The organism is Pedococcus sp. (genome assembly GCF_036000045.1).
Lineage (GTDB): Bacteria > Actinomycetota > Actinomycetes > Actinomycetales > Dermatophilaceae > Pedococcus.
In genome coordinates this window covers 63,616-74,822 of the sequence record NZ_DASYGF010000004.1, presented here as the reverse complement: position 1 = coordinate 74,822, position 11,207 = coordinate 63,616, and the positions used below count along the sequence as shown (strand labels likewise).

The following is an 11,207-nucleotide window of genomic DNA, read 5'->3' as shown; positions in this document are numbered from 1 at the left end:
CTCGGCGTCGGCCCGAGGGTCCGTACCGGGTGCGCCGTAGGGCGTGGACAGGCCCGTCCCGCGCTGGTCGAGCATCAGCACCCGATAGTCCCGCAGGGCGCGCGGAAGCCAGCTGGGAGCCGTCGGCAGGCCGGTCGGCCGTGGGGCCTCCTGGCCCGGACCGCCCTGGAGGTAGACGAGAAACGGGCGGTCGCGACCGTCGGGGGCGGCGACCTCCCGCGCGAACACCTCGATCGTCTCTCCGCCGCCCCCGTCATGGACCAGCGGCAGCGACAGGACGTGCTCGATCGTGATCATGCCGTGGAGCGTGGTCTCTGCAGTCACGTCACCCGTCCTCGTCGACGTGGGCGCTACCCACGGAAGGCGTTCGAAGGCGTCGACTCTGCTCCACACGTAGCGGAATGTCAGGCGGCGAAGTCGGTCCGATCGGTGTCGGTCAGCAGCGTGGCCAGCTCGTCGGGTCCGATCCCGACGAGCCCGTCGCGCAGGGTGAGCCCCGGCGCCGGCGCCACGACCTGCATCGTCGGGACGCCGAGCACGGCGATCCCGGCCGCGAGCCCGGCGGTGATCCCGGCCTCCGAATCCTCCACGACGACGCACTCCTGGGGCAGCACGTCGAGGGCGTCCATGGCCATCAGGTACGGCGCCGGGTCGGGCTTGCGGGCCGGCACTTCGTCCCCGCAGATGGTCAGGTCGAACGGGTCCGAACCGAGGTCGCCGCGGATGGCCGTGAGCACGATGTCCGCGATCCGACGGGGCGTCGTCGTCACCAGAGCCGTGGCCAGGCCGGAGTCGCGGACCGACATCAGCAGGTCTGCGGCACCCGGCCGCCAGGTGATCTCCTCGGCGAGCAGCTCCGCGGTGGCGTCCTCGACCCATCCGGCGTCGGCCAGGAGCTGGTCCTCGGTGCGGGTCACGCCGATGTCGCGGTAGAGGATCTCCATCGACGTCCGCATGCTGGAGCCCACGGTCGCCTGCCGGGCCTGGGCGGACAGCCGCCCGCCGAGCCGCTCGGCCAGAGCGAAGAGGGCTGTGCCCCAGTGCTCCTCGGTCTCGACGAGGGTGCCGTCCATGTCGAACAGGACGGCGCGCAGTGATTCGGTCATCTGTTCCGATTGTCCCTGGGGAACGGCCCTCGCGCAGGGACCGCGGCGAGCGGGCGCGTCGTGGGGACTGTCATTCGTCCTCTGTGCGGTAGCCCAGGTTCGGCGACAGCCACTTCTCGGCCTCGTCGAGGGTCCAGCCCTTGCGGCGGCCGTAGTCCTCCACCTGGTCCCGGCCGAGCCGCCCCAGCACGAAGTAGCGCGACCGCGGGTGGGAGAAGTACAGGCCGCTCACGGCCGCACCAGGCCACATGGCCATGCTCTCGGTGAGCTGGATCCCGGTGCGCGCCTCGACGTCGAGCAGTTCCCAGATCGTCTGCTTCTCGGTGTGCTCCGGGCACGCGGGATAGCCCGGTGCCGGCCGGATCCCGGCGTACTTCTCTCCGATCAGCGCGTCGTTGTCGAGGTGCTCGTCCGGCGCGTAGGCCCAGAACTCCTTGCGCACCCGCTCGTGCAGCCGCTCGGCGAAGGCCTCGGCGAGCCGGTCGGCCAGCGACTCGAGCAGGATCGCGTTGTAATCGTCGTTCGCCTTACGGAACGCAGCGGTCCGCTCGGCCGCACCCAGTCCCGCGGTGACCGCGAAGGCGCCCACGTAGTCCCGCAGCCCGGTCGCGCGGGGTGCCACGAAGTCGGCCAGCGACTTGCGGGCCGCCCCCTCACGCCCCTCGGTCTGCTGCCGGAGCTGGTGCAGCGTGGTGAGGACGGCGCCCCGCGATTCGTCGGTGTAGACCTCGATGCTGTCGCCGTCCACCTGGTTGGCCGGGAAGAGCCCGAAGACGCCGTTGGCCCGCAGCCACTTCTCCTCGACGATGCGGTCGAGCAGGTTCTGGGCGTCCTCGTACAGGCGGCGGGCGGCCTCCCCGCTGGCGGGGTTGTGCAGCAGGTCGGGGAACCGGCCCCGCATCTCCCAGGCGCTGAAGAACGGCTGCCAGTCGATGTAGCGCCGCAACTCCTCGAGCGGGTAGTCGGGAAGGCTGCGCACGAACTGCGTGGCCACGTGGTGGAGGTGGTCGCAGCTCGGGCCCGCGCAGACGTCCATCGCCTGCTGCAACAGCATCCGCGGGCGGGGCGGGTGGTAGTCCGACCAGTCGATCTGCGGTGCCGCCGCGCGGGCCGCGGCGATCGGCAGCAGCTTCCGGGCGTCCGTGCGGGCGGCGTGCCGCTCGCGCAGGGCCACGTAGTCGGCCTCGGTCTCGGCCAGCAGTTTCGGCCGCTGCTCGTCAGAGAGCAGGGCCGCGACCACCGGCACCGATCGGGAGGCGTCCTTCACCCAGACGATCGGGCCGTGGTACTTCTGCGCGATCTTGACGGCCGTGTGCGCGCGGGAGGTGGTCGCCCCACCGATCAGCAGCGGGATCTCGAACCCCTGCCGTTCCATCTCCGACGCGAGCGTGACCATCTCGTCCAGCGACGGCGTGATCAGCCCCGAGAGGCCGATGATGTCGGCGCCCTCCTGCTTGGCGGTGTCGAGGATCTTCTGGGCGGGCACCATGACGCCCAGGTCGACGACGGAGTAGTTGTTGCACTGCAGGACGACGCCCACGATGTTCTTGCCGATGTCGTGGACGTCGCCCTTCGCCGTCGCCATGACGACCTTGCCGTTGGTGCGCTCGGCGTCGCCGGGCTGCTTCTCGGCCTCGATGAACGGGATCAGGTAGGCGACGGCCTTCTTCATGACCCGTGCGGACTTCACCACCTGGGGCAGGAACATCTTGCCCGCACCGAAGAGGTCGCCGACGACGTTCATGCCGTCCATCAGCGGGCCCTCGATGACCTCGATCGGCCGGCCGCCCCGGGCCGAGATCTCCTGGCGCAGCTCCTCGGTGTCGGACTCCGCGTACTCGTCGATGCCCTTGACCAGGGCATAGGTGATCCGCTCGCCCACCGGGAGCGAGCGCCACTCCTCTGCGATCGCCTCCTGTTTGGTGTCGCCGGTGTTGAACGAGTCGGCGATCTCGAGCAGGCGCTCGGTGGAGTCGGGGCGGCGGTTGAGGACGACGTCCTCGATGCGCTCGCGAAGCTCGGGGTCGACCTGGTCGTAGACGACGAGCGCGCCCGCGTTGACGATGCCCATGTCCATGCCGGCCTGGATGGCGTGGAACAGGAACACCGCGTGGATCGCCTCGCGCACGGGGTTGTTGCCGCGAAACGAGAAGGAGACATTCGAGACGCCGCCCGACACCAGGGCGCCGGGCAGGTTCTGCTTGATCCAGCGGGTGGCTTCGATGAAGTCCGTGCCGTATGCCGCGTGCTCCTCGATGCCCGTCGCCACCGCGAAGATGTTGGGGTCGAAGATGATGTCCTCGGCGGGGAACCCCACCTCCTGGGTGAGGATGTCGTACGCGCGCTGGCAGATCACCTTGCGGCGCTCCAGCGAGTCGGCCTGCCCCTCCTCGTCGAACGCCATGACGACGATCGCCGCGCCGTACTTGCGGCACAGCCGGGCGTGCTCGACGAAGGGCTCCACGCCCTCCTTCATGGAGATCGAGTTGACGATCGGCTTGCCCTGGACGCACTTGAGCCCCGCCTCGATGACCTCCCACTTCGAGGAGTCGACCATCAGCGGCACCCGCGAGATGTCGGGCTCGCTCGCCACGAGCTTGACGAAGCGGTCCATCGCGGCGACGCCGTCGATCATCCCCTCGTCCATGTTGATGTCGATGACCTGGGCCCCGGACTCGACCTGCTGGCGCGCGACGTTGAGGGCGGTGGGGTAGTCCTCCGCCTGGATGAGCTTGCGGAAGCGTGCCGAGCCGGTGATGTTGGTGCGCTCACCCACATTGACGAACAAGGACTCCTCGGTCACGGTGAGGGGCTCGAGCCCAGCCAGGCGCAGCGCGGGCTGCACCTCGGCCGGCACCCGCGGTGGCTGGCCGTCAGCCGCCTTGGCGATGGCGGCGATGTGCTCGGGCGTGGTGCCGCAGCAGCCGCCCAGGAGGTTGACCAGACCTGCCTGAGCGAACTCGCCGACGACCTCGGCCATCTGGTCCGGCAGCTCGTCGTACTCGCCGAAGGCGTTGGGCAGCCCGGCATTGGGGTAGCACGAGACGAAGGTGTCAGCCACCCTCGCGAGCTCGGCGACGTAGGGCCGCATCTCGGCGGCACCGAGAGCACAGTTGAGGCCCACGGCGAGGGGCCTGGCATGGCGCACCGAGTTCCAGAAGGCCTCGGTCACCTGACCGGAGAGGGTGCGGCCGGAGGCGTCGGTGATGGTGCCCGAGATGACCACCGGCCAGCGCCGGTCGTGCTCCTCGAACAGCGTCTCGACCGCGAAGATCGCGGCCTTGGCGTTGAGCGTGTCGAAGATCGTCTCGATGATGAGGACGTCGACGCCGCCGTCCACCAGGCCTCGTGCCTGCTCGAGGTAGGCCTCGACCAGCTCGTCGAAGGTGACGTTGCGCGTGCCGGGGTCGTTGACGTCGGGCGAGATGGAGGCGGTGCGGTTGGTCGGCCCGAGGGCACCCAGCACCCAGCGCGGACGGTCGGGCGTGCGCCGGCTCATCTCGTCGGCCGCCTCGCGGGCCAGCCGGGCGGCGGCCACGTTCAGCTCGTACGCGAGGTCCTCCATCCCGTAGTCGGCGAGCGAGATCCGCTGGGCGTTGAAGGTGTTCGTCTCGATGAGGTCCGCGCCGGCCTCGAGGTAGGACAGGTGGATCCCGCGGATGATGTCCGGCTGGGTCAGGGACAGCAGGTCGTTGTTGCCCTTGAGGTCGCTGGGCCACTGCGCGAAGCGCTCGCCGCGGTAGTCCTGCTCACCCAGGCCCTCGCGCTGGATCATGGTGCCCATGGCACCGTCCATCACGAGCACCCGCTGGGTCAGCGCGGCGCGCAGCGTCTCGGTGGCATCGGGCTGGAGCACGGTGGAGGTGGGCACCGACCAAGTATGGCGCGGCCGCAAGTCGGGCGTCGTGCGGGCTCACGTACTGTCGGGCCCATGAGCAGCGCGTCGCCGCGATCGCACGACCACAGTGGCCAAGGCGTGCGGCTGGGCGCGATCAGGGGTATCCCCGTGTTCCTGGCCCCCAGCTGGTTCGTGATCGCGCTGGTGATCGTCGCCGTCGTCAGCGGTCCCGTGCTCGCCACCAGACCGGCCTACGGCATCGCACTGGGCCTGGCGCAGGCGGTCCTGCTGCTCCTGAGCGTCCTGGTCCACGAGGGCGCTCACGGAGTCACGGCACGTGCCTTCGGTATGCCGGTGATCCGCATCGTGGCGACGCTGTGGGGAGGTCACACCTCGTTCGAGGCGGGGCGGACGACGCCGGGGCGGATGGCCGCGGTGGCGGCTGCCGGGCCGGCGGCGAACGCCGTCCTGGCCGGCCTCGGTCTGGCGCTGCTGCCGCTGGTCGGCTCCGGCGTCCCCGGCCACCTCCTCGAGGGGCTCGTGATCATCAACGGCTCGCTCGCCGTGCTGAACATCCTGCCCGGCATGCCGCTGGACGGTGGTCAGGTCGTGGAGTGCCTGGTCTGGAAGGCGAGCGGCAGCCGCAACAAGGGGGCCGTGGTGGCGGGGTGGTGCGGCCGGGTCGTCGCCGTGCTCGTCGTCCTGTGGTTCCTGGGTCGCCCGCTGCTCGACGGCAGCGGGCTGGGGCTCAGCAGCATCTGGGTGCTGGTCGTGGGGTCGATGCTGTGGTCCGGCGCGACCGAGTCCATCCGCCGCGGGTCGGCCCTCACACACCTCGACCGGCTCACCGTGGCGGACGTCATGGAGGAGGCGCTGTACCTGCCTCCGGACACGCCGCTGGGCGTCGCTCTGGTCGGGACCCACGCCGTCGTCACCACCGACGAGCGCGGCATACCGTGCCTGGTCCTCGCCACGGGCGGAAAGCCGGCCGAGGCCATGGACGAGCACGCCCCGCTGTCGTCGGCGGTGATGCGCATCCCCGAGGAGAACATCGTCGAGGTGGCACCGGAGTCGGGGCTCGGGCCGGTGCTTGCCGCCATGGGTGCCAGCTCGCACGGGGTCGTGGTGCTGACTCGGCAGGGCCGACCGTACGGCGTCGCCCACGCCCGCCTGGTCAACGAGGCGGCGGCACGCAACTAGACTCGCCGCCCATGAGCATGCGCAGAGGACTGTTCCGCGCGGGGGAGCGGGTCCAGCTGACCGACCCCAAGGGTCGCCTGCACACCATCACGCTCGAGGCCGGCCGCGAGTTCCACACCCACCGCGGGCGGCTGGCGCACGACGACCTCATCGGCGCCCCCGACGGCTCGGTCGTCCGCAACACCGCCGGGGTCGAGTACCTCGCGCTGCGACCGCTGCTCTCTGACTACGTCATGTCCATGCCCCGTGGCGCGGCCGTGGTCTATCCCAAGGACGCGGGGCAGATCGTCACGATGGCCGACATCTTCCCCGGCGCCCGGGTGGTCGAGGCCGGCGTCGGGTCGGGGGCGCTGTCGATGAGCCTCCTGCGGGCGGTGGGGGAGCACGGGCACCTGCACTCGTTCGAGCGTCGCGACGACTTCGCGGCCATCGCCCAGGGCAACGCGAGGGCCTTCTTCGGACACGACCACCCCGCCTGGACGGTCACCGTCGGCGACCTCGTCGAGCAGCTGCCCATGGCAGTCGAGCCGGCCTCGGTCGACCGGGTGGTCCTCGACATGCTGGCGCCCTGGGAGTGTCTCGAGGTCGTGGCCGACGCCCTGCTGCCCGGAGGCGTCCTGATCTGCTACGTGGCCACGGCCACCCAGCTCTCGCGCGTCGCCGAGGCCATGCGCGACCACGGGGGCTACACCGAGCCCGAGGCGTGGGAGTCGCTGGTCCGCGGCTGGCACCTCGAGGGGTTGGCGGTCCGGCCTCAGCACCGGATGCACGGGCACACCGGGTTCCTCATCACGACGCGCCGGCTGGCCCCGGGTGTGACGCCCCCACTGCGCAAGCGACGGCCAGCCAAGGGTGCCTACGGCGAGGACGGCGACGCGGGCGTCGACACGTCCAGCTTCGGCCAGGACAGCGACTTCTCAGCCGAAGGGATAGGCGAACGCGTCCCTTCGGACAAGAAGGTCCGACGCGTTCGCCGATCTGTGACGCAAACCTCCGACACCTCTGAGTAGTTCGGCGTTAGGTTGGGTTATCGGCCGCCCGTGAGCGGTCGGTTGCCAGTCGTTCGCCACCGAGGGAGCCGACATGACCGACCACCGCACCCCCGCTGACCGTTCCGAGGAGCGTCGCCAGGCGGAGCTTCTCGCCGAGGAGGTGGCGGCCTTGCGGCAGCGCCTGGCCGACGCACCGGTCCGATCCCGCGAGCTCGAGACGAGGGTCCTGCAGCTGCAGTCGAACCTCGCGACGATCTCCTCCCAGAACGAGCGCCTGGTGCGCACCCTCAAGGAGGCCCGCGAGCAGATCGTCACGCTCAAGTCCGAGGTCGACCGGCTGGCCCAGCCCCCTGCGGCCTACGGCATCATCCTCGAGTCCTACGACGACGCGACCGTCGACATCCTCACGGGTGGCCGCAAGATGCACGTGGCGGTCAGTCCCGCGGTCGACCCCTCCGAGCTGTCCAGCGGACGCGAGGTTCGGCTCAACGAGGCGATGAACGTCGTGGCCGCGTGCGGCTTCGAGCGGGTCGGCGAGGTCGTCATGATCAAGGAGATGCTCGGCGACGACCGGGTGCTGATCGTCGCGCACGCCGACGAAGAGCGCGTGGTGCGCATGGCCGAGTCCCTCGAGGGCGAGCCCATCCGGGTCGGCGACGCGCTCATGCTCGAGCCCCGCTCCGGTTTCGTCTACGAGCGGATCCCGAAGGCCGAGGTCGCGGAGCTGGTCCTCGAAGAGGTCCCCGACATCGACTACGAGGACATCGGGGGGCTGGCCGGGCAGATCGAGGCGATCCGCGACGCCGTCGAGCTGCCCTACCTGCACCCGGACCTGTTCCTCGAGCACAAGCTCAAGCCCCCGAAGGGCGTGCTGCTCTACGGGCCGCCCGGCTGCGGCAAGACGCTGATCGCCAAGGCGGTCGCCGCCTCGCTGGCCAAGAAGGTCGCCGAGAAGGAGGGGAAGCCCGTCGGCAAGTCCTTCTTCCTCAACATCAAAGGTCCCGAGCTGCTCAACAAGTACGTCGGCGAGACCGAGCGGCACATCCGGCTGATCTTCCAGCGGGCGCGCGAGAAGGCCTCCGGTGGAACACCCGTGGTGGTGTTCTTCGACGAGATGGACAGCCTGTTCCGCACCCGAGGGTCGGGCGTCAGCTCCGATGTCGAGACGACCATCGTCCCTCAGCTGCTGTCCGAGATCGACGGCGTCGAGCGGCTCGAGAACGTCATCGTCATCGGCGCATCCAACCGCGAAGACATGATCGACCCGGCGATCCTGCGGCCGGGGCGCCTTGACGTCAAGATCAAGATCGAGCGTCCGGATGCCGAGAGTGCCCGTGACATCTTCAGCAAGTACCTCACGGCCGATCTGCCGCTGCACGAACACGACCTGGCCGAGCATGGCGGCTCCCCACAGGCGACCGTTGACGCCATGATCACGGCGGCGGTCGAGCGGATGTACTCCGAGATCGAGGAGAACCGCTTCCTCGAGGTGACCTACGCGAACGGCGACAAGGAGGTCCTGTACTTCAAGGACTTCAACTCCGGAGCGATGATCCAGAACATCGTCGACCGCGCCAAGAAGATGGCGATCAAGGACTTCCTCACGGTCGGGCAGCGCGGCATCCGGGTCGACCACGTGCTGGCCAGCTGCGTCGACGAGTTCAAGGAGAACGAGGACCTGCCCAACACGACCAACCCCGACGACTGGGCTCGCATCTCCGGCAAGAAGGGCGAGCGGATCGTCTACATCCGCACGCTCATCACCGGCAAGAGCGGCACCGAGCCGGGCCGGTCCATCGACAACGTGGCGAACACGGGGCAGTACCTGTAGGAGGCTTCACCCCGTAACTTACTCGCGGTAACATGTGGCCATGGACCACCTGCTGCGCGAGCCCACCCTGCTGGCCGTGCCCTTCTTCGTGCTGTTCATCGGGCTCGAGCTGGTCGCGCTACGCGTGCTCGACGGTGACGAGCCAGCCCAGGGGTACGACCTCAAGGACAGTGGGGCGAGCCTGTCCATGGGCCTCGGCTCGGTCGTCGTCAACCTCGTGGTCCGCACGGGTGCGCTGCTCGGCTATACCGCTCTGTATGCCGTGACGCCCCTGCGCCTCGACCCCCACCGCGGGTGGACATGGGTGCTCACGATCCTGCTCGTCGACCTGCTCTGGTACGCCTACCACCGGTCCAGCCACCGGGTCCGGCTGCTGTGGGCCATGCACCAGGCCCACCACAGCAGCGTCCGCTTCAACTACACGACCGCGCTGCGCCAGAAGTGGAACCCCTGGGGCGAGCTGCTGTTCTGGGTGCCGCTGCCCCTGCTCGGGGTCGCGCCCTGGATGATCTTCGCGGTGTTCTCGCTCAACCTCGTCTACCAGTTCTGGGTGCACACCGAGACGATCCCCAAGCTCTGGCGGCCCGTCGAGCTCGTGTTCAACACGCCGTCGCACCACCGGGTCCACCACGCCAGCGACGCTGCCTACCTCGACCGGAACTACGGCGGCATCCTCATCGTGTGGGACCGCCTGTTCGGCACGTTCGCCGAGGAGCGGGAGCGGCCGACCTACGGCCTGACCCACCCGGTGACGACGTTCAACCCGTTCCGGCTGCAGTACGGCGAGCTGGCCCTGATGCTCCGCCAGGTCAGACAGGCTCGCCGTTGGCGCGACCGGGTGGGTTACCTTTTCGCCCCTCCGGGTTGGGCGCCCACGCCCGACGCCTGAGGGGCGCGGCCAGCGCCCGCCAGCCCATGATGAAGGCGCCGAGGACCACGGTCGCCACGACGACGAAGGGCAGCGGGGCGCCACCTCCGCCTGAAGCCACCCTGAGCACGAGACCGCCCGCGACGGTGACCAGCCAGACCGGCACTGCTTGGACCACCTCGCGAGGCCAGGCGTGCCAAAGGAGCCGGACGGCCACCCAGCCCAGCGCCAGGCCGACGAGGAACGGCCACGCGGTCGACAGGACACCCACGACGGTGACGCCCTCGACGTGGCTCGCCCGCCCGATGAGGGCGAAGAGCAGCACGAGACAGGCGTCCACCACGAAGGTGGGGACGATGCCTCTCATCCGCGCACCTTGTCGAACAGCGTGGCCTGGGGCTGCGCGTGGGTCGGGTCGACCCCGTCGAAGAGGCTACTCACGGACTCGCCGACATGGATCCGCTGGATCGCCTCGGCGAACAGCTGGGCCACCGACCGCACCTGCAGCTCGGGCCACCGGGCCGGGGACGGCACGGTGTCGGTGGTGACCACCTGTCCGATCATGGGGTGGTCGCGCAGCCGCTCGACGGCCTTACCGGCGAAGAGGCCGTGGGTGCAGGCGACGTCGGCGCTGGTGCAGCCCCGGTCGGCGAGGCGGTCGAGCAGCTCGATGATCGAGCCGCCCGTGGCGATCTCGTCGTCGAGCACGATCGCGTGGCGTCCGGACACCTCACCCACGATGGAGTCGATGACCACCCGGTCGTCGGCGAGACGCTGCTTGGAGCCCGCGGCGACGGGCAGGCCGAGCAGGCGGGCGAACTGGGTGGCGGTCTTGGCGTTGCCGAGATCGGGTGACACGACGACCGAGTCGCTCAGGTCACGTCCTCGGAAGTGGTCCGCCAGCACCCCGATGGCAGTGAGGTGGTCGACCGGGACGGAGAAGAAGCCGTGCACCTGGGGCGCGTGCAGCGTCATCGTCAGCACGCGGTGGGCACCGGCCGCCACGAGCATGTCGGCCACCAGCCGGCCGCCCAGAGAGATGCGCGACGCGTCCTTCTTGTCAGACCGCGCGTAGGCGTAGTGAGGGATGACCGCGGTGATCTGGGCCGCCGAGGCTCCCCGCGCCGCGTCGATCATGAGCAGCAGCTCCATGAGGTGCTCCTGCGTTGGCGGGACGAGCGGCTGCACGATGTAGACGTCGCGCTGGCGGCAGTTCTCGAGCAGCTGGGCCTGCAGGCAGTCGTTGCTGAAGCGCTTGATCTCTGCGGGGGAGAGGTCGACTCCGAGGGCTTGGCAGATCCGCGCCGCGAAGGCGCGGTGGGCGCTTCCGGAGAAGACCACGATGTCCCGCACGTTGGCTCCTGGGAGGGTC

Annotated in this window: 8 protein-coding genes and 1 pseudogene; 4 read left to right on the top strand and 5 right to left on the bottom strand. The window is 69.8% G+C overall.

Annotated elements, in window-relative coordinates; genetic code table 11:
* The 3 genes and pseudogenes from VGN50_RS00725 to metH all read right to left on the bottom strand — a co-directional run.
* Positions 1–324, bottom strand: a pseudogene (locus VGN50_RS00725) (aminopeptidase); the annotation flags it as partial.
* Positions 325–404: 80 nt separating this feature from the next.
* Complete coding sequence (locus VGN50_RS00720) at positions 405–1,106, bottom strand: HAD family phosphatase (protein WP_327442705.1); 702 nt, start codon at positions 1,104–1,106, stop codon at positions 405–407.
* Between the two features lie 70 nt (positions 1,107–1,176).
* Positions 1,177–4,977 (bottom strand): methionine synthase, encoded by a 3,801-nt coding sequence (gene metH / locus VGN50_RS00715; protein ID WP_414694495.1) that lies wholly within the window; start codon positions 4,975–4,977, stop codon positions 1,177–1,179.
* 60 nt (positions 4,978–5,037) lie between these two features.
* On the opposite strand from metH, the gene VGN50_RS00710 reads away from it, so the two are divergent.
* From VGN50_RS00710 to VGN50_RS00695, 4 genes are all read left to right on the top strand, one after another.
* Positions 5,038–6,144, top strand: a complete 1,107-nt coding sequence (locus VGN50_RS00710) for a site-2 protease family protein (RefSeq protein WP_327442704.1) — start codon at positions 5,038–5,040, stop codon at positions 6,142–6,144.
* Positions 6,145–6,155: 11 nt separating this feature from the next.
* Positions 6,156–7,154, top strand: coding sequence for a tRNA (adenine-N1)-methyltransferase (locus VGN50_RS00705; protein ID WP_414694494.1), 999 nt, complete (start codon positions 6,156–6,158; stop codon positions 7,152–7,154).
* A 73-nt stretch (positions 7,155–7,227) separates the two neighbouring features.
* Positions 7,228–8,967: a proteasome ATPase gene (gene arc, locus VGN50_RS00700; RefSeq protein WP_327442703.1), complete on the top strand. Its 1,740-nt coding sequence runs from the start codon at positions 7,228–7,230 to the stop codon at positions 8,965–8,967.
* Between the two features lie 40 nt (positions 8,968–9,007).
* Complete coding sequence (locus VGN50_RS00695) at positions 9,008–9,856, top strand: sterol desaturase family protein (RefSeq protein WP_327442702.1); 849 nt, start codon at positions 9,008–9,010, stop codon at positions 9,854–9,856.
* Here the strand turns inward: VGN50_RS00695 and VGN50_RS00690 are convergent.
* Together VGN50_RS00690 and VGN50_RS00685 are read right to left on the bottom strand one after the other, a co-directional pair.
* Positions 9,777–10,202, bottom strand: a complete 426-nt coding sequence (locus tag VGN50_RS00690) for a DUF3054 domain-containing protein (RefSeq protein ID WP_327442701.1) — start codon at positions 10,200–10,202, stop codon at positions 9,777–9,779. The genes VGN50_RS00695 and VGN50_RS00690 overlap by 80 nt on opposite strands.
* A complete protein-coding gene (locus tag VGN50_RS00685; protein WP_327442700.1) occupies positions 10,199–11,188 on the bottom strand; it encodes a ribose-phosphate pyrophosphokinase in 990 nt (329 codons plus the stop codon). Before VGN50_RS00685 ends, VGN50_RS00690 begins: the two co-directional genes overlap by 4 nt.
* Positions 11,189–11,207: the final 19 nt, after the last annotated feature.

Coding starts and splice junctions, on each gene's coding strand:
- VGN50_RS00720 (WP_327442705.1), bottom strand. CDS start 1,106: ATGACCGAATCACTGCGCGCCGTCCTGTTCGACATGGACGGCACCCTC.
- VGN50_RS00710 (WP_327442704.1), top strand. CDS start 5,038: ATGAGCAGCGCGTCGCCGCGATCGCACGACCACAGTGGCCAAGGCGTG.
- VGN50_RS00705 (WP_414694494.1), top strand. CDS start 6,156: ATGAGCATGCGCAGAGGACTGTTCCGCGCGGGGGAGCGGGTCCAGCTG.
- arc (WP_327442703.1), top strand. CDS start 7,228: ATGACCGACCACCGCACCCCCGCTGACCGTTCCGAGGAGCGTCGCCAG.
- VGN50_RS00695 (WP_327442702.1), top strand. CDS start 9,008: ATGGACCACCTGCTGCGCGAGCCCACCCTGCTGGCCGTGCCCTTCTTC.
- VGN50_RS00690 (WP_327442701.1), bottom strand. CDS start 10,202: ATGAGAGGCATCGTCCCCACCTTCGTGGTGGACGCCTGTCTCGTGCTG.